Genomic DNA, 18,807 nt, shown 5'->3' with positions numbered 1-18,807 from the left:
TCACACAAGGCTATGCGCTTTTAGTCCAATGTGCTGGCGGTTGATAGGTTTTAACGCAATTGCGGCCTGCTGCTTTGGCTTGATAAAGGGCTTGGTCAGCTTGAATTAACAAACTGCTGGCGCTACTGAGTTCTGCTTGTTCTGGGCTGTAAGTGGCTAAGCCAATACTGATGGTGATAGAGCGGTCAATAAGATCAGCCGGTGGCGTGGCGGCAGCAATACTTTGCCGTAGTCGCTGGGCAATATCTAAGGCTGCTGCAGCTTCGGTTTGTGTCATTAACAGGGTGAACTCTTCGCCACCCCAACGCGCAATTTTGTCGCCAGAGCGAAGTTCTTGCTGCATTAATTTGGCAATCCAGCGTAAGATTTGATCGCCAACAGCGTGCGAGTAGGTGTCATTGATGGTTTTAAAGTGATCGATATCAATCACAGCTAAACTCAACGGTAACTGATGCTGTTGGGCGGTTGCTACGGCCGCTTCAAAATCGCGATTAAAGCTGCGTCGATTAGGTAGCTCGGTGAGCTCATCGTATTGTGCTAAGTGAGCAAAACGCTGGGCTTGCTGTTGCAGTGCTTGAGTTTTTTCAGCGACCTGTTGCTCTAATTGTCGGGCACGATTTTGTAGCACCCTAATGCGCATGCGAACAAACAGCCAAAGACTAAGTGCTAACAGCACCGCTAAGGCTAGCCAGAAGCTGGCGCGCTGATAAAGTTTAGGCGGCACACTAAAGTCGAAGGTCGCGGCTGTTCCCTGTAGGTCTGAATTACCGTAATAAGCGGTGACCACAAATTCATAGGTGCCCGGTGGTAAGTTGGTGAATTCGGCGAAAGTTGCTTGAGTATGACGTGGTTGTTGTTCGTAGCCAATCAATTGGGTGCGATAGCGAATTTGGTTGTTCATGCTAAAACCCAAACCGGCATAATGGATGCTAATGCGATTGCCATCGAACTCGGCTTGGCTCACGGTGTCGCTGAGTGAATTGCCATTAATGACGACCTCTTCAATGGCCGAAGGTGGAGCATACTCATGAAAACGTCCCAATTGGGCAGGGTCGATCACTGCGACACCATAAGCTGTGGGTACCCAAACATGGCCTTCGTCATCAAGCAATAAGGCTGGATTAGAGCCGCCGTTCGCTTGGCTACTGACTAAACCGTCTGCTTCTCTAAACGTATCAAGCACAAGAGGTTGCGGTGCTTGGTCAGTTGCTGTTAGTGCTCGAATCGAACTTAACGAGGTGCGCATGATGCCGCGATTCGAGCTCATCCAGACATTGTCATAGGGGTCTACGGTCACTTGGAAGATTTTTTCTACGCTTAGGCCATGCTTACGCCCAACCACCTGTCCAGTCTGGCTGGCTGGATCATAGATAATCAAACCGCGGTCGGTGGCAAACCAAAGGTGACCTTGATAAGGGAAAATATCAAACACATATTCGGCTTGATTAAAGGCGCTTAAATCTACTTTTTCGAAGCGATCGTCGCTTAGTACGAAAAGACCGCGCGCAGTGCCTAGCCAAAGCCGCTGCTGCTGGTCTTGGTACAAGCTAACACTAAAGCGGGCTTGGTCAGCTTGGGGCGCAGCTTCAATGCCTGTAGCAGGGTGATAGCGGTTGAGGCCATTGGGCGTCGCAATCCATACGTAGCCATCGTGAGTACCAGTGATAGCCCGGATTTCATTGGCCAGTAGCCCGTCGTCACGAGTCCAGACTTGTTGTATTTTGCCATCGCGCCATAAGCCTAAACCATGAGTATAAGAACCAATAAACACGCCGTATTCAGGATGCTCGTACAAACTGAGAATAGAGTGGTGAGTAAAATCGTCGTTAAAGCTTTGCCATTGGCCCTGTTCAAAGCGATTAAGCCCACCAGCCGAGCCCACCCAAATACTGCCATCACTATGCTGGATCAGAGTGCGAACAAAATTGTCAGCGACGCCATTGGCTTGCGTGAAGGTTTCGAACGGGGTATCACGCAGCCTCACCATGCCACCATTGGTGCCAACCCAGATGCTGCGTTCATGGTCTTCGTAAATACTGATCACACGTGCGTTGGGTAAGCCATTGTCAGTGCTGAGATGTTCTAGGCCTCGGGCACTTAGGCGGTAGAGGCCATCATCGATGGTGCCAAGCCAGAGGTTTGCACTACTGTCGGTATAAAGCCGAATCACATTTTTATTGAGTAGCTGAGGGTGCAGCGGCGCAAAGGTGTTACCGTCGCCAATAAAAACGCCTTGTTCGCCGGCTACCACCACTTGGTCTTGGTACTGAGTTACCGCAAACATACTGGATTCGGGTAAGCCGTGCTGTTGATTCAAATAGATGACTTTGGCTTTGGTGACACTAATGAGTCCGCGATCAGACGCGACAAACAGCTGAGTTTGGTCTTTGCGCAATATATCGTAAGCGTGCATGGCTCGTGAGCCACGAGTCTCTAAATAGGGTTCGACTTGGCCATTGGCTTGCTGCTTCAGCAAGCCAAATTCTTCGGTGGCTAGCCAAATGGTGTCATCAGGATTAGCCACAGCTTTGTTGATGAGGGTGGAGGGCACCTCATAGTTTTGCCAGTAATAACGGCCTTGTGCATCTTGTTTGCGCATTACGAAGGTACCGCGGGCACCTACCACCACTAGCTCACCCGCATCGGTTACAGTGACGTTCTGTACCCCTGCATCAGCTAAACCTATGTCGCTGTAGAGATCGTAAACTTTAAATTCAGCACCGTTAAAGCGCACCAAACCTTCCCAAGTAGCTAACCAGAGGTAACCGTCAGGTGTTTGCGTGATGGCATTGATGGTGTTGTGAGGGAGGCCATCACGACTGGTCCACAGTTCTTGAAAATAGGAACTGAGTGCTGGCGTGCTCGGTGCTGTAGCTGTGGCAGTTTCGGTTGCGGCGCTAATAGGAACCCATGCAGAAAAGCATAAGCTGCACAGCAACATGACCATACGCATGACGCTAGTAGTACAAGATCTATGTTGACCTTTCGTTGGGATTGCGGCGACTGGCTTTAAGCGTATTAGCATAGTTGTTAGGCTTTTAGCTCGTTAAATGCTACTAGCTTTTATAGCACAACTAACATACTCGGTGCCATGACCAAATCGATATTATCGCCGAAAAAATAAACTTGGTCGCAGGGTGGTTGTAGTTTGGTCATAGATTGCTTTTAATGGGGGTAAGTCTAATACAATCAAAATCAAGGACTACCTATGAATCCGATGAAACATCTCCTATTGGCCTCGGCGCTGGCGGTAAGTTCAGCTGCGCTGCTGCCAACCGCTGCAGTAGCGGTTACAGCAACAGAAAGCAGCGTGCAGGCGAAAATTGCGGCAGACCAAGTGGTGGTTACTGAGCATCGTGCGCAAATCAATGGCGAACGCTTTAAATACACGGCAACCACAGGTACCCAGCCGGTGTTTAATGAGGCTGGAGAGGCTACTGCTGCGTTATTTTTTACCTACTACGAACGCCAAGATGTTAAAAATCGTGAGCAACGGCCGTTGCTGATCTCCTTCAATGGAGGCCCTGGTTCTGCATCTGTATGGATGCATATTGCTTACACAGGGCCCAAAGCGCTGCGAGTAGATGATGAAGGTTTTCCTATCATGCCGTATGGCGTAAAAGATAACCCTCATTCAGTATTAGACGTGGCTGATATTGTATTCGTGAATCCAGTGAATACCGGTTATTCACGGGTGTTGCCAAAGGCTGATGGCAGCATGCCGTCACGAGATGAGCAGCAGCGGATGTTTTTTGGCGTGAACAGCGACGTAAAATATCTAGCCGATTGGATTAATACTTTTGTGACGCGGCATGAACGCTGGCGTTCACCTAAATACTTAATTGGTGAAAGCTACGGCACCACACGCGTATCAGGTTTGGCCTTAGAGTTACAAAACCGCCAGTGGATGTATTTAAACGGCGTGATTTTGGTGTCTCCAACGGATATCGGAATTGAGCGTAATGGTCCGGTTAAAGCTGCTAACAGACTCCCTTATTTTGCTGCTGCCGCTTGGTATCATAAAGCTTTAGATGCAGATCTACAGCAATTAGATTTGTTAGAGTTGCTGCCACAAGTAGAGCAGTACACGCTTGATACTTATTTGCCTGCGCTAGCTAAAGGAGCCATGTTATCGGCTGCTGAAAAGCAACAAGTTGCTGAACAAGTGGCGCGTTTCGCTGGTTTAGACACGCAAACGGTACTGCGAAGCAATTTGGATATTAGCACTAACTTTTTCTGGAAAGAGTTACTACGCGAGCGCGGTCAAACCGTCGGTCGCTTAGACTCACGCTATTTAGGTATTGATAAAAAAGATGTAGGTGATAGCCCAGACTACAATGCCGAGCTTACTTCGTGGCTGCATTCGTTTACCCCGGCTATTAATTATTACCTGCGTGAAGAGCTCAATTATAAAACCGACGTTAAATACAATATGTTTGGGCCGGTGCATCCGTGGGACCGCTCGAATAACAATACCGGTGAAAATTTACGTCAAGCAATGGCACAAAACCCTTACTTGAATGTCTTAATTCAGTCTGGCTATTATGATGGTGCCACCAATTACTTTGATGCCAAATACAATATGTGGCACATTGATCCTAGCGGTAAAATGAAAGACCGTATCGGTTTTAAAGGCTATCGTAGTGGCCATATGATGTATTTACGGGCAGAAGATTTGCGTTTATCGAACCAAGATTTACGTGAGTTTATTCTGCAAACTGTGCCCGCTGCAGGGCAGGCTGCTAAATATTAATCCTTTACTTTGGGTAATCCACAAGGAGTGTTGTGATGGGTGATTTATTAAGAATTATAATCGCGATTTTGTTACCTCCACTGGGTGTATTTTTACAGGTGGGGCTGGGTAAGCACTTTTGGATAAATATTGTTTTAACCCTGCTTGGCTATATTCCTGGCATCGTTCATGCGGTGTGGGTTATCGCTAAAAAGTAAGCGGTAGTTGTGATCGACTGCTGGTATTCACTCGGTGGATACAACTAATGTCGCATGCAACAAAAAGTGTAAATCTGAGCAATCCTGTCTATAATCCCGCTATATTTTTTTAGCGGGATTTATTTTTTCTATGAATAATATAAAAGATATTGATCTGAACCTCTTGGTTTACCTCGATGTGCTGCTGCGCGAACGTAATGTTACCAAAGCGGCGGCTCAGCTCAATATTACCCAGCCGGCGATGAGCAACGGCTTGAAGCGTTTACGGACGCTGTTAAATGACCCCATTTTAGTGCGTACCAGCGAAGGCATGTTACCCACAGAAACAGCACTACGGATGCAAGAACCAGTACGCCAAATTCTGTATTCAGTAGAAGAAATGGTGCAACCGGCACGAGATTTTGATGCTGCCACCAGCGATCGCGTGTTTCGCATCATGGCATCAGATTATGCCGCATCAACTTTGATGCCAAGACTCTTAGAGAAATTGAAGCGTCAGGCTCCTGCCGTAGCTCTAGATATCATGACCCCTAGTGATATTAGTTTTCACGATGTCGAAAACGGTAAAGTTGATCTAGCGATAAACCGTTTTGATAAGCTGCCGCAATCGTTTCATCAAAAGAACCTTTGGGAAGATGATTTCAGTTGTTTAGTGCGCAAAGATCATTTGCTGGTACAAGATTATACCCTTGATAATTACCTTGGTGGTGAACACGTTTGGGTGAGTAAAACTGGCTTTGGGGTAGGTGTGGGAATGGACCCACACGACGTCCAGAAACTTGGCTGGGTTGATGAAGCTTTGGGGCAGTTGGGCCATAAGCGCAAGATTCGAGTGTTTACGCGTAATTACCATGTAGCTATGCACCTGGCCCGCCAAGGACTGATTGCCACCTTGCCCACACAGGCCGCCACCTTGTACCAAGATGACGACGAGCTGGTAATGCTACCGCCGCCGTTTAAGATAGAGCCGCTTGAGCTGACGATGATTTGGAGCCCGTTACTGCAACACGACGCTGGTCATCGTTGGTTCCGACAGTTGATTGTAGAGACCGCTGAGCAAAAATAGCCAAGATGACAACGACCGACTTGCCAACCTTATATGCGCGTAAAATTCTGCAGGGATTTCATCGTCATTACAGTGTTTTTCAAGAGGTAACGGCCGCAGCGCGGCAGCGTTTCGCTGATGGCGATTGGCATGCCGGACAATATGCTGCTACCGCCCGGATTAGTTTTTATGATATTCGGGTGCGAGAAACCACCAAAGCTTTGGCTGAGTTAACCCAGTTACAACTGGATGAACAAGTCTGGTTGGCAACACGGCAGTTGTATCAGGATTATCTACAGTTTCATCCGCAAGCAGAGTTAGCGGAAACCTTTTATAACTCGGTCTTTTGTAATTTATTTCATCATAGGTATTTTAATAACGCTTATATTTTTGTTGAAACCACCTTATCGGATGCGATTCCGCTTGCCGTAGAAACAGAATATCGATCTTATTTTCCGGTAGTGACGGGCATGCATCGTACCCTTGCACAGATCATGCAGGAGGTTGATTTAGGCGCGCCCTTTGCTGATTTATCAGAAGATATTCGGCTGCTGCGTAAGGCATTTCGTGAACAAACAGCATCACAGCAAGTGAATGCTTACCAACTCCGTATTGATGTTTTAAAAGCCCCGTTCTTCCGGAACAAAGCGGCTTATGTGGTAGGGCGTATTGTCAGTTCACAGCGCAGTTACCCTTTTATTGTCCCAGTGTTGCGGGATGAGCACGGGCATTTATATCTCGATGCCTTGATCACTGATGTGGACCAAATGGCGATCATCTTTGGCTTTGCCCGTTCTTATTTTATGGTGCAGACCAAGGCACCTTCGGCATTGGTGCGCTTTTTAAAAGATTTAATGCCGAAAAAGACCCTCGCTGAGCTTTATTCTGCGATTGGCTTGCATAAGCAAAGTAAAACCGAATTCTACCGTGATTTCTTACACCACTTAGCGGCCAGCGATGACCAGTTGGTTGCTGCTGCGGGTATCAAAGGGATGGTGATGACAGTATTCACACTACCTAGCTATCCTTATGTATTCAAGGTGATTAAAGATACCTTCGGTGGTGGTAAATCTATAGATCGGCAGACCGTAATTGATCGCTATCGAATGGTTAAGCGGCACGATCGGGCTGGGCGCATGGCTGATACCTATGAGTTTGCCAACGTAGCAATTCCGTTAGCCCGCATTGCACCCGATCTCCTACAAGAGTTGCAGTCTACCGTAGCTGGTAGTCTTAGCATGGATGGCGAACAATTAATTATTAGTCAATTGTTTGTTGAACGCCGTATGACGCCACTGAATATCTTTTTAGATTACGCCAGTAACGCCGAGATTGAAGCTGCGATGAAAGATTATGGTCAAGCGATTAAAGACATGCTGGCGGCGAATATCTTTCCGGGCGATATGCTATTAAAAAACTTCGGCTTAACACGCCATAAACGGGTGGTTTTCTATGACTATGACGAAGTGCAATACCTCACTGAAATGAACTTTCGGCAGTTACCTAAACCACAAACTTATGAGCAGCAGCTTGCCGCAGAACCATGGTATAGCGTGGCTCCCAATGATGTCTTTCCTGAGCAATTGACCACCTTTGCGGTGCCGCAGCCGCACCTACGCAGTATGTTAATGAAGCATCATCCAGAATTAGTAGATGCAAGCTATTGGCAGCAGCAACAGCAAGATATTCGAACGGGTGTGATTAGTGACGTGTTTCCTTATCCTGAAGCGGTTCGCTTTGTGCGTTGCGTACGAACCGCTGCAGAACAAGATAAGCGCTAAGGCTAGTGGTTAAAAACCTCAAACAAAGCACTGTTTAACCAAAGGTGAGCATAGATACTAACAATGTAGCCTAGGGCAATTACTGGGGCCCATTTTAAGTGGCTAGCAAAAGTATAATAGCCACGAGCTTGGCCCATTAATGCTACCCCTGCAGCCGAACCAATCGACAGCAAGCTACCACCAGTACCCGCGGTAAGGGTGATTAAGAGCCATTGGCCGTGTGACATATCTGGGGTCATGGAGAGCACCGCAAACATCACCGGAATGTTATCAATAACGGCTGACATCAAGCCTAAAGCAACGTTGGCATAGGTTGGGTTCCATTGGGTATAGAGGGTATCTGACAACATGGCGAGATAGCCCATGAAGCCTAAACCACCCACACAAATCACCACACCGTAGAAGAATAAGAGAGTATCCCACTCGGCCCGTTGTACCCGACTAAAGACGTCGAATGGTACCACGCTACCTAACCGCTCTAATCGTGCCATATCGCCGGCACGCTCAGCCATGGCACGTTTGCGAGCCAATGAACCTGGTAGCGTCATGCGTAAGAAGTAACCAAAGAATTGTAAGTAACCTAAGCCCATCATCATACCCAGCACCGGCGGTAAATGCAGCCACATGTGGCACGCTACTGCGGTAGCAATGGTAAATAAGAATAGGAAGGTAATGCGTAACGCACCGCGCTTGAGCTCAACTTCTTCGTTTAGCGCCGATGGCTTACGGTTCTCAATGAAGAAGCTCATGATTACAGCCGGCACTAAGTAGTTAAGGAGTGATGGGATAAACAGTACGAAGAATTCTTGGAATTCAACCATGCCCGCTTGCCATACCATCAGGGTGGTGATGTCACCAAAGGGGCTGAAGGCACCGCCAGCGTTAGCTGCGATGACAATGCTCACGCACGAGACGCTGATGAATTTTTTATCGCCATCGGCAACTTTCATCACCACCGCACACATCAATAATGCTGTGGTTAAGTTATCGGCTACGGGCGAAATAAAGAAAGCTAAAATACCGGATAACCAAAACAACTGTTTGTAGCTGAAGCCTTTCTTAATCATCCAGGCTCTTAAGGCGTCAAAGAGGCGGCGCTCTTCCATCGCATTGATGTAGGTCATGGCAACCAATAAGAACAACATCAGCTCGGCAAATTCGAGCAAGTTGTGACGAAATGCCTCTTCGGCAACGCCAGGTAAGCCTTGGTCGGCGTACACCCAGCCGATCATGATCCAAATCAAGCCTGCGGCAACCAGTACCGGTTTTGATTTACGCATATGCAGGCGTTCTTCGCCCATGACCAACATGTAGGCAATGGTAAAAATAACGATAGCGGTAATGCCAACGGCACTATAGGTAAGGTCTAATTCACCAGGTGCAGCTAAGGCTGCGGGCGAGAATAGGCCAACGGCCAAAACAAACAGTATGAGCATCCACATGTGCTTTTCTTCCTTCAACACAAATACGGAGAGGGGGGGGATGATTAATGCGCGCGCATACTAACATAAAAAAGCCGCGTGGGGCTTAGACCGCGCGGCTTATACTCACTATTTTTTGGAGTAATTCTTAGGTGGTAGTTGTAAACACCAGCTTACGCTGGTTTTTTGAACTGATCTTCTTCGGTAGAACCGGTTAATGCAGTTACTGAAGACTGACCACCTTGAATGACATTGGTCACTTCATCAAAGTAACCGGTGCCAACTTCTTGTTGATGGGCAACAAAGGTGTAGCCTTTGTCGGCCGCAGCAAACTCTTGTTGTTGTAGCTTCACATAAGCAGACATATCGTTACGAGCATAGTCGTAAGCTAGTTCGAACATGTGGTACCACATGTTGTGCACGCCAGCCAGAGTGATGAACTGGAACTTGTAACCCATTGCCGCTAGTTCACGTTGGAACTTAGCAATGGTGGTATCGTCTAGGTTGCGTTTCCAGTTAAAGCTAGGTGAGCAGTTATAGGCCAGCAACTTGCCAGGATACTTAGCATGGATAGCCTCAGCAAATTTACGTGCCTCGTCTAAATCGGGTTTAGCTGTTTCGCACCAGAGCAAATCAGCATACGGGGCGTAGGCTAGGCCGCGTGAAATCGCTTGATCAATACCAGCATTGACTCGATAGAAACCTTCTGCGGTGCGCTCACCAGTGCAGAAAGGTAGGTCGTTGGCATCCACATCAGAGGTTAATAAGTCGGCCGCATTGGCATCTGTACGAGCTAGAATCAGTGTGGGTACGCCAGCCACATCGGCTGCTAAGCGTGCCGCAATCAGTTTCTGGACAGCCTCTTGCGTGGGCACTAGAACTTTACCGCCCATGTGACCACATTTTTTCACCGAGGCTAATTGGTCTTCAAAGTGCACCCCAGCGGCACCGGCACGAATCATCGCTTGCATCAGCTCATAGGCATTCAAAACGCCACCAAACCCAGCTTCTGCATCAGCAACAATCGGCGCAAAATAATCAATGTAGCCTTCTTGCTCTGGCCCAATTCCTTTTGACCACTGGATCTGGTCCGCGCGTGCAAAGCTATTATTAATTCGCTCTACCACCGTAGGTACTGAATCGACCGGGTACAAGGACTGGTCTGGGTACATGCTGAGGCTGCTGTTATTGTCTGCAGCAACTTGCCAACCAGAGAGGTAAATCGCTTGCAGGCCAGCTTTAACCTGTTGAACCGCCTGACCGCCGGTTAGGGCGCCAAGGGCGTTCACGTAGTTTTTGCCGAACTTCTCTTGAGCGGCACCGTTAACTAAGCGCCATAGTTTGTCGGCACCGTTACGAGCAAAAGTACATTCAGGTTGCACGCTGCCGCGTAAACGCACCACGTCGAGAGCGCTGTAGGTGCGTTCTACGCCCTGCCAACGTGGGTTAGTATCCCAATCTTGCTGTATTTGTTTAGCCATTTCGGCTTGTTGAACTGATGCAGTAGTCATGTCGGTTGTCCTGTTTAAGTTAAGGTTTATTATTTGAATTAATCAATGAGTTGGTAGCCAGGTAGAGTTAAAAACTCAACCAATTCTGGGGCTGTGGTAATCTCTTCAAGCAGTGCTGTGGCGCGTTCAAAATGCTCTTGCTGCCAGCGCTCTTCGCCAACCTCTTGGCGCACTACTTGGGCTTCTTCTGTTAAGTATTGTTGGAACAGAGCCGTGGTGACTACGGCACCGTTATCGAGCGTTTTACCGTGCTTGATCCATTGCCAAATGGAGGTGCGAGAAATTTCTGCCGTAGCGGCGTCTTCCATCAAGCCATAAATCGGCACACAGCCTTTTCCGGAAATCCATGCAGCAATGTATTGCAGCGCCACTCGGATATTAGTGCGCATCCCAGCTTCGGTGCGTTCGCCTGGGCTTGGAGCAAGCAGCTCAGCGGCGGTGATAGGAGCATCTTGCTCACGCAATACAGCTAATTGATTCACGCCTTCTAAGCCATCAACAAAGACTTCGCGTACGGTATCAGCAAGACCCGGGTGAGCAATCCAAGTACCATCGTGTCCATTGCTACGTTCGAGTTCCTTATCGGCTTTGACTTTAGCCAGAATAGCGGTGTTTTCCGTGGCATCTTTACTCGGAATAAAGGCTGCCATTCCGCCCATCGCCAGAGCACCGCGGCGGTGACAGGTCTTTACAAGTAGGCGTGAGTAAGCGTTCAAGAAAGGCTGGTTCATGGTCACGACTTGGCGATCTGGAAGCACTCGATCAGGATGATTTTTAAGGGTTTTGATGTAGCTGAAAATGTAATCCCAGCGGCCGCAGTTAAGCGCTGCAATGTGTTCGCGCATGGCGTACAGAATCTCTTCCATCTGGAAGACGGCCGGTAAAGTCTCGATGAGGATGGTGGCTCTGATGGTACTGCGTGGTTGCTTAAAATAATCTTCGGTAAAGCTAAATACATCCGCCCACCATTGGGCTTCTTCAGCATGCTCAAGCTTAGGGACATAATAGTAGACGCCAGAACCTTGGCTGGTGCGGGTTTGATAGTTCAAGTAAAAATACAAAGCAAAATCAAACAAGCCGCCAGGAATCACCTCGTTATCTACCATCACGTGTTTTTCTGGTAGATGTAAACCGCGCACTCGGGCAATGAGAAGGGCAGGGTTATCAGCGAGTTGATAGTGCTTACCGCTCGTTGGATCTCTGTAGTCGATGTCCTGACGATTGGCATCGTATAAATTCACCTGACCTTGCAGTATGCCATCCCAAGTGGGTGATTGTGAGTCTTCAAAATCGGCCATGTAGCAATCAACATTAGCGTTAAGTGCATTGATGACCATCTTGCGATCGACCGGCCCGGTAATCTCTAAACGGCGCTTGGTTAAATCTTTCGGCAGTTCGGCAATACGCCAGTCGCCTTCACGAATAGCAGCGGTGTTAGCATCAAAGTCAGGCAATTGGCCGCCATCAATCACCGCTTGGCGCTGCTGGCGATGGGCAAGAACTTGCTGGAGTTGTGGTCTGAATTTACGCACCAATTGCACTAAAAATTGTTGCGCATTGGTGTCGATGAGGCTTGCTGCTTTGCCGCTTAGCGGCGGCATTTGTAAGCCATCTACAAAAGAGTTGGTGGTGGTCATAATCTACCCAGTTGTTGTTGGTTAGTTAACAACAACAGAGTAGACTGGTCAGACCGTATTAATCAAGAATATGATTGTGTATTGCGATCATTTCTTTTGTGAATGTATCAGTCTTTGATACCAAGTGCGGGGTAACCATCGTTTGGCGTACCAAGCGATACGGCCCTGCCGGTGGGGCAGTACATGAGATCTTTTCTTATCGAGGGCGCGCATGATTTGTCGGGCGATATCTGCTGCGTTTAATTTACTGCTAGCCATCAGCTTATCTAATTTGCTTTGCATGCCGGTAATGGTTGAGCGCATGCCCTGGCCCAAATTGGTGCGAAAAAAGCTCGGGCAAACCACGGTTACCGCAATATTGTGTGGCTTTAATTCGTTCTGCAGAGTTTCGCTAAGGCTCACCACAGCTGCTTTACTGGCGTTATAAGCGGACATATTAGGCACATCAAGCAAACCAGCCATCGAGGCGACATTAACAAAGTGGCCGTGGCCTTGCTGCTGGAACAGCGGGGTGAAAACTTTGCAGCCTCGTACCACTCCCATCAAATTAATATCCATAATCCATTGCCAATCGCTCAGCGGGGTATCACTGATACTGCCGACTTGCGCTACTCCCGCGTTATTAACGACCACATCGACGCCGCCCCAAATTTCTTGCAGCTTAGTGGCTGCTGCGTTCAAGTCGTCAAATTGGGTGACATCGCAGGGCATGAAAATGGTTTGTGGCTGAATTTTTTGGAGGCTGCCAAGCACAGCTTCACCACGCTCGACATCTCGGTCAGCAATACAAACCCGCCAGCCACCTTTGGCGCAGATAAGCGCTAGGGCATAACCTAAACCGCTGGCGCCACCTGTTATAAAAATACGTTGTGGTTTCATGATGTTCCTATCGTCAAACAAAAGGGTTAAACAGATTAGATGAAGTATATTGGCATAAAATGCCTTAAATGAAACGCAGCAATCACCGCTTTAGATTTGTTACAGCCCCATGAATCTTTTATGACCATTGTGTTTTGTCACAAATCTGTCACTCACCCTCATTACTCTTGCCCCGTTGTTTTTATAACCCAAACCAGTTCCTATCCGGGAGAACACAATGAAATTGCATACTCTTTTCAAAGTTACTGCTATTGCATCAGCTTTGGCTCTTGTTGGTTGCGGCGGTGATATCGAAATCAACCCAAGCGTTGTCGATAACAGTGTTAACAACTCAAACAACTCAAGCGGTGGCGGCAGTGGCGGCGACGATAACGGCGATAACACTGCAGAAAATATTTGTGCGGTTAACAACGGCGTACAAGGTGCGTTTGATGGCCGTGATTGTGAGTACAATCTTGAATTTGCTAGCCGTAACATTGAAATCACCGAAGACTTAACTTTCGTTGAATTACCGGATGGTGGTGTACACGTATTTGACGGTGCGTTATTGGTTGGTGAAGACTGTGATACCACCACCAGCTGCACGATTGGTGAAGGCCCAACTGTAACAGTAGAGCCAGGCGCAACCTTAGCTTTCACCAGCGGTGAAGCCATTGTACGGGTAGCTCGTGGTGCTAAATTAGACGCTATCGGTACCTTCGACAAGCCTATCACTTTTACTTCGGCTAACGCCTTTACTCGCTTCGACGTAGTCGGTAATGGTCCGCGCTTTGCAGATTGGGGCGGCATTATCGTTAATGGTCATGGTATTACTAACCAGTGTACCGATGCGCAGCGTGATGCAGGCACCTGTAACGTGGCTTCAGAAGGTATCGTGAGCTACTACGGTGGTAACGACAATGCTGATGATAGCGGCTCGATGAAGTACGTGAAAATTTGGTATGCGGGTTCAGGCCCACGCGCCGGTGGTGATGGTGACGACTTAAACTCATTAACGTTGAACGCTGTTGGCTCTGGTTCATCGTATGAGTTTGTGCATATTCACCAAGGTTATGACGACGGTATCGAATTCTTCGGTGGTGCTGCTAACGTTAAAAACGTGGTCTTTACTGACACCCAAGATGACTCGATGGATATCGATTCAGGCTGGCAAGGAACTGCCCAATTCTTATATATCAAACACGGTACTGTGAACGTGGATGGCGAACAAGTATTCATGGGTAACGGTGGTTTTGAAGCCGATGGTGAGAAAAACGCCGGAGCAGAATACTCACAAGCCCCAGCATCACGTCCAACCATTGCTAACGTGACTGTGGTGACTACCGATGGCTTATCTACTCGTGATAACGATCCATCTATTGCGATGAAGTTTGACGATAACTTCTTGGGTCAGATGTACAACTTCTTGTTGGTGAAAGAAGATGTATCAACCAACGACTCGCGCTGCATTTTGTTTACTGGCGACGGTGAGAAAGGCGTGGTTGACGGTGACTTGAACTTCTACAGCTCAGTGATGGCTTGTGTTGCTGAAAACGAATTTACCTCAGGCAACTTATTCGCTAATGGTTTGAGCCGTCAAGAATGGTTCGACAATGGTGGTGAAAACGCACGTATTGGTGGTAACGCAACAGTATTTGCAGCGGATGGTTTCGCTACGGATATGAGCTCTAGTGACATTACTGTAACAGCGAACGACCTATCTAGCTTGGGTAACCCCTATTTAGAGCCGGTTGACTTTATTGGTGCAGTATCTAGCGATGATACTTCTTCTGAGTGGTACCAGTGGGTTGAAGCAGCTTTAGCAGCGGCTGAGCAAGATTAATCAACTGTTCTGATTAAGCCAAGATTAGGGGGCCGTTGTTATCGCAACGAGCCCCCTCCTTCAGACCTCGCAGGAGTTGATTATGAGCACCCAACATACCCTTAAACCGTTAGCTGTAGCGGTTAGCCTTGCCTTGCTGGCAAGCAGCCAGGCCTACGCTCAAGACCAATCTGCAGAACAAGAACCGGTTGCTGCAGCAGATACCACCATTGAAGAAGTTGTGACGACCGGAACGCGTTTACAAGGTAGTGCCGCAGCGGTCGTGGATGAGCGCAAAAATCAAGCTTTTGTGGCTGACATCCTTGGTGCTGAGCAGTTATCACGTACTGGTGATAGTGACGCGGCATCAGCCCTTCGACGGGTCACTGGTTTAACGCTAGTGGATGGTAAGTTCGTTTATGTGCGTGGCTTAGGTGAACGCTACTCTAGTGCTCGCTTAAACGGCGCCAGTATCCCTAGCCCAGACTTAACCCGTAACGTTATTCCACTCGATATCATTCCTTCAACTATCATTGAAAGCTTAGCGGTGCAGAAAGTGTTTTCGCCATCCATGCCGGCGGCTTTTGGTGGCGGTAATATTGATATCCGAACCAAATCTTTGCCGACTGATTTTCAAGCTAGCTTCGAAGTTGGTATCGGGCAAAGTGATAACGCCAGTAGCGGTTACACCTACAATCGTAACGAAGCTGGAGTTCCGCAAAATATTCGTGATGCTATCGTCAAATATCGTGGCGACTTTAGTTTACGTAACATCATTAGCAAAGACGGTTTAGTTGCCAATGAGTTGGGCTCAGCTAGTGACCAAGCTCGTGCTATTAATGCTGGTTTGGCGCAAGCCTTACCGCGTGACATTAGTCTGCAGCACGAATCGCTAGACCCTAACTACAGTATTAAAGCTAGTATTGGTAATAGCTTCGAAGAAGATTTCTTTGGGGGCAATATCGGCGTGCTGGCAGCAGCGGCCTACGACACCAAATGGAACGTTTCGGATCGTAAAAACGCAGTGTTAAGTGAAAATGCGGAAGCTGGCTGTGCTACCACACTAAACAGTGCTGAAGAGGTTGCTAATTCTTGTTACAACACCGTCAGCGAAACCACGCAAACAACTGAAACTGAGCGTTTGAATGGCGTGTTTAGTGTCGGCTATGAGCTAGATACCCATAGCGTTAGTTACACCAAATTGTATTTGACCGATGCTGAAGACGAGTCTGAATTTGGCATCATGCAAAGCCCTAACGGTAGTAACTTAAAAACTATTTATGGTTCAGGTATTGCTAACCGTGAGCATGAGTTTAAATACGAAGAACGTACCCTCGATATCGATCAAGTGCGTGGTCAACACACCCTGTTAGATTGGTGGGGTATAGGTTTTGATTGGCAGTACACTGAATCTAAAGCAGAAACAGATATCCCTACGGATATTTCCTATCGCTTTGATGACTTGTTTAACGGCCAAGGCGATTACCTGAATACCGTCGTTACCGGTGATGACAACCGCGCGGTATTCCAATACGTGGGCATGCAAGACCAAGTGAAATCTTACAGCGGTAACTTCTCATTGCCAGTTACCTTTGCGGGCTTAGACATTGAGTTTAAAGCCGGCTATGACTTTACTGATAAAGCTCGTTATTACACCACGGACCGCTTTGCTATGGATAATGGCTCTGGTTTGCGGGTAACGGTAAATGACGATCCGAATGGTATTTTGGGGATCACGGATTATCTAACCAATGACCGTATCAACGATAGTAACTTCTTATTGTCGTATCGTGAACCAACTTCACCGGACGCCGATGATTACTTAGCCGTTCAAAAAACCGATGCCTTGTACGGTGCCTTTGATATGTTCTTGAATAATCATTGGCGTTTGGCAGGTGGTGTGCGTTGGGAAGAGTTCAAACAGGTATCGTTGGCTACTTCTAGCTTGATTTTTGATCGTAACGATATCGAAACCTTCTATTCAGAAGAGCGAATTCTAAACGGTACCACGTTAGAAGATGATTTCTATCCTGCCTTGTCATTAACCTACATCAGTGATGATAATTATCAGTTGCGCTTTGGTTTTTCTGAAACCGTAGTGCGTCCAGATATCCGTGAAACAGTGCCTGTTGCCTACTACGACCCTATCACCGATATTCGGACCATTGGCCGAGCTGGTTTAGCTAGCAGCCCAATGACCAACTTTGATGCACGCTTTGAGTACTTTGCTGATAACGGCGATAACTACACAGTGTCTGCGTTCTACAAGGATATCGATAAGCCAATCGAATCGGTCTTGAGTGTCGGTGACGAAGAATACACCCTGAATTATGTGAACGGTATTTCGGCTGAAGTATACGGGATTGAGTTTGAGTGGTTACACGACTTAACCTATGTACATGACGGCTTATTTACCACCGGTAACTTAACTTGGAGTGATTCAGAAGCGGTGATTGATCCGGCGTTAGCAGGTAACTTAACTAATCCTACTAAGCGCTTAACGGGTCATTCTGAATACGTTGCTAACTTACAGCTAGGTTATGATTCGATGGATGGTAATCATTCTAGCTCGTTAGTGTATAACGTGTTTGGCGAGCGTATCTTGGCTGCGGGTATTGGTGGCCGCGGTGATGCTTACGAACAGCCATTCCACTCATTAGATTTGGTTTACAACTTCTACCCAGACTTTAATTCTAAAGTTAGCTTTAAAGTACAAAACGTATTGGGCGAAGACCAAGATGTAACTCAGTCTGGTATTACCGTGCAATCACGTGAAGTAGGGCGAGTGTTCAGCCTAAGTTACAGCTACGAATTCTAATCGTTTGTCGCAGGTTTAACTCGAATCAAAAAGGAAGCTCCATGAGCTTCCTTTTTTTATCTGTTTCTACTTGGCTTTGATGGTAGCCGTTTCATAATTTAAGACAAAGCGAATTTCGTTGCGGCCATCAATACTTACTTTGCTACTTACCACAGCGACTGGCCTAGGTGTCGCAGAGATCATACCCCAGGTAAACTCTTCCGTGGCTTGCGCAAGGTGAGCGGGGTATTCAATAACGCCTGCGCAAACATTACGATTACATTCCAATGCGGTAGGCACAAACTCAGGATGCTGGTCTAAATGCTGATTAAAGCTATCTCTGAAGTCATATTCAAAGTTGCTTATAATTTCCGAGGCAATACTCAGTTGGTCAATAAAATCATTGAACGCACGAAGGCTTAGTGCATTACTTGCGGCTTCTCCTGATAACCCACCAGGTTGGTCTAGCTGCTCAATTAAATAAGCCATCTGCTGAGCTTCTGTTAATTGCTCAAAGGGGATCCTGGTAGGTACAGAATCCTCGCTTACCTTTGGTTCTGTGTAGGGCGCCGCAAGAGGCTTTTCAGGGCTGATTATTGGTGTGACTGAGGGTGCACTAGCGCTGTTGCTGTGAAGCTGATTATTCTCGTCCACACGCTCATCGGTGTGAGATGGCTTAGGTTGTGATAAGGGGTCAGTGATATACCAGTAGCCGCCTACTGCAACTAGACCCGTGACGACCAACCATCTTAGCTTCATGTTTTATCTCCGTTGTTTAACTCCATGCTTAGATTAGCAGAGCAAAAACGAAAAAACCCCGCTATTTCTAGCGGGGTTTTCGGAATAATGGTGCCCAGAGGCGGAATCGAACCACCGACACGGGGATTTTCAATCCCCTGCTCTACCGACTGAGCTATCTGGGCAACGGGGCGTATTAAACGAGTTTTTGAGTCTTGAGTCAACCGATTTTTTATAGAAAATCACT

At 47.5% G+C, this 18,807-nt stretch carries 12 protein-coding genes and 1 tRNA gene; 6 read left to right on the top strand and 7 right to left on the bottom strand.

Annotation, left to right across the window (positions count from 1 at the left end):
* Positions 1–10: 10 nt before the first annotated feature.
* Positions 11–2,953, bottom strand: coding sequence for a ligand-binding sensor domain-containing diguanylate cyclase (locus tag NOG12_RS08970; protein WP_313933044.1), 2,943 nt, complete (start codon positions 2,951–2,953; stop codon positions 11–13).
* A 264-nt stretch (positions 2,954–3,217) separates the two neighbouring features.
* Between NOG12_RS08970 and NOG12_RS08965 the strand changes: the two genes are divergently transcribed.
* The 4 genes from NOG12_RS08965 (at position 3,218) to aceK (ending at position 7,776) form a co-directional block, all read left to right on the top strand.
* Entirely contained in the window at positions 3,218–4,753 is a 1,536-nt protein-coding gene (locus tag NOG12_RS08965; protein WP_369744195.1) for a S10 family peptidase, read from the top strand.
* Positions 4,754–4,788: 35 nt separating this feature from the next.
* On the top strand, positions 4,789–4,950 hold the full coding sequence (locus NOG12_RS08960) for a YqaE/Pmp3 family membrane protein (RefSeq protein ID WP_153826158.1): 162 nt from the start codon (positions 4,789–4,791) through the stop codon (positions 4,948–4,950).
* Between the two features lie 130 nt (positions 4,951–5,080).
* Positions 5,081–6,016 (top strand): LysR family transcriptional regulator, encoded by a 936-nt coding sequence (locus tag NOG12_RS08955; protein WP_110076135.1) that lies wholly within the window; start codon positions 5,081–5,083, stop codon positions 6,014–6,016.
* 5 nt (positions 6,017–6,021) lie between these two features.
* Positions 6,022–7,776, top strand: coding sequence for a bifunctional isocitrate dehydrogenase kinase/phosphatase (gene aceK / locus NOG12_RS08950; protein WP_313933042.1), 1,755 nt, complete (start codon positions 6,022–6,024; stop codon positions 7,774–7,776).
* A gap of 2 nt (positions 7,777–7,778) precedes the next feature.
* On the opposite strand, the gene nhaD is transcribed toward aceK, so the two are convergent.
* The 4 genes from nhaD to NOG12_RS08930 all read right to left on the bottom strand — a co-directional run bounded on the left by nhaD (position 7,779) and on the right by NOG12_RS08930 (position 13,224).
* Positions 7,779–9,212 (bottom strand): sodium:proton antiporter NhaD, encoded by a 1,434-nt coding sequence (gene nhaD, locus NOG12_RS08945; RefSeq protein WP_418055314.1) that lies wholly within the window; start codon positions 9,210–9,212, stop codon positions 7,779–7,781.
* Between the two features lie 158 nt (positions 9,213–9,370).
* A complete protein-coding gene (gene aceA, locus NOG12_RS08940) occupies positions 9,371–10,708 on the bottom strand; it encodes an isocitrate lyase (protein WP_110076138.1) in 1,338 nt (445 codons plus the stop codon).
* Between the two features lie 38 nt (positions 10,709–10,746).
* On the bottom strand, positions 10,747–12,309 hold the full coding sequence (aceB, locus tag NOG12_RS08935) for a malate synthase A (protein ID WP_313933067.1): 1,563 nt from the start codon (positions 12,307–12,309) through the stop codon (positions 10,747–10,749).
* Positions 12,310–12,432: 123 nt separating this feature from the next.
* Entirely contained in the window at positions 12,433–13,224 is a 792-nt protein-coding gene (locus tag NOG12_RS08930) for an SDR family oxidoreductase (RefSeq protein WP_313933040.1), read from the bottom strand.
* A 217-nt stretch (positions 13,225–13,441) separates the two neighbouring features.
* On the opposite strand from NOG12_RS08930, the gene NOG12_RS08925 reads away from it, so the two are divergent.
* Positions 13,442–15,046 carry a hypothetical protein gene (locus tag NOG12_RS08925; protein WP_313933039.1) on the top strand — a complete coding sequence of 535 codons (1,605 nt, stop codon included), beginning with the start codon at positions 13,442–13,444 and terminating at the stop codon, positions 15,044–15,046.
* Positions 15,047–15,128: 82 nt separating this feature from the next.
* A complete protein-coding gene (locus NOG12_RS08920; protein ID WP_313933038.1) occupies positions 15,129–17,843 on the top strand; it encodes a TonB-dependent receptor domain-containing protein in 2,715 nt (904 codons plus the stop codon).
* A gap of 66 nt (positions 17,844–17,909) precedes the next feature.
* On the opposite strand, the gene NOG12_RS08915 is transcribed toward NOG12_RS08920, so the two are convergent.
* Positions 17,910–18,581 carry a hypothetical protein gene (locus NOG12_RS08915; protein WP_313933037.1) on the bottom strand — a complete coding sequence of 224 codons (672 nt, stop codon included), beginning with the start codon at positions 18,579–18,581 and terminating at the stop codon, positions 17,910–17,912.
* A gap of 88 nt (positions 18,582–18,669) precedes the next feature.
* Positions 18,670–18,745: transfer RNA gene (locus NOG12_RS08910), tRNA-Phe, on the bottom strand.
* Positions 18,746–18,807: the final 62 nt, after the last annotated feature.

Origin of the sequence: Pseudidiomarina fusca, assembly GCF_032227045.1 — a bacterium.
GTDB lineage: Bacteria > Pseudomonadota > Gammaproteobacteria > Enterobacterales > Alteromonadaceae > Pseudidiomarina > Pseudidiomarina fusca.
Note: the sequence above shows the minus strand (reverse complement) of the source record. Positions and strands in the feature narration are given on the sequence as shown.

Excerpts from the sequence above, each read along its gene's own strand:
- NOG12_RS08915 (WP_313933037.1), bottom strand. The coding sequence starts at position 18,581 with ATGAAGCTAAGATGGTTGGTCGTCACGGGTCTAGTTGCAGTAGGCGGC.
- NOG12_RS08970 (WP_313933044.1), bottom strand. The coding sequence starts at position 2,953 with ATGCGTATGGTCATGTTGCTGTGCAGCTTATGCTTTTCTGCATGGGTT.
- aceK (WP_313933042.1), top strand. The coding sequence starts at position 6,022 with ATGACAACGACCGACTTGCCAACCTTATATGCGCGTAAAATTCTGCAG.
- nhaD (WP_418055314.1), bottom strand. The coding sequence starts at position 9,212 with ATGCTCATACTGTTTGTTTTGGCCGTTGGCCTATTCTCGCCCGCAGCC.
- aceB (WP_313933067.1), bottom strand. The coding sequence starts at position 12,309 with ATGCCGCCGCTAAGCGGCAAAGCAGCAAGCCTCATCGACACCAATGCG.
- NOG12_RS08955 (WP_110076135.1), top strand. The coding sequence starts at position 5,081 with ATGAATAATATAAAAGATATTGATCTGAACCTCTTGGTTTACCTCGAT.
- NOG12_RS08960 (WP_153826158.1), top strand. The coding sequence starts at position 4,789 with ATGGGTGATTTATTAAGAATTATAATCGCGATTTTGTTACCTCCACTG.
- NOG12_RS08925 (WP_313933039.1), top strand. The coding sequence starts at position 13,442 with ATGAAATTGCATACTCTTTTCAAAGTTACTGCTATTGCATCAGCTTTG.
- aceA (WP_110076138.1), bottom strand. The coding sequence starts at position 10,708 with ATGACTACTGCATCAGTTCAACAAGCCGAAATGGCTAAACAAATACAG.
- NOG12_RS08965 (WP_369744195.1), top strand. The coding sequence starts at position 3,218 with ATGAAACATCTCCTATTGGCCTCGGCGCTGGCGGTAAGTTCAGCTGCG.
- NOG12_RS08930 (WP_313933040.1), bottom strand. The coding sequence starts at position 13,224 with ATGAAACCACAACGTATTTTTATAACAGGTGGCGCCAGCGGTTTAGGT.
- NOG12_RS08920 (WP_313933038.1), top strand. The coding sequence starts at position 15,129 with ATGAGCACCCAACATACCCTTAAACCGTTAGCTGTAGCGGTTAGCCTT.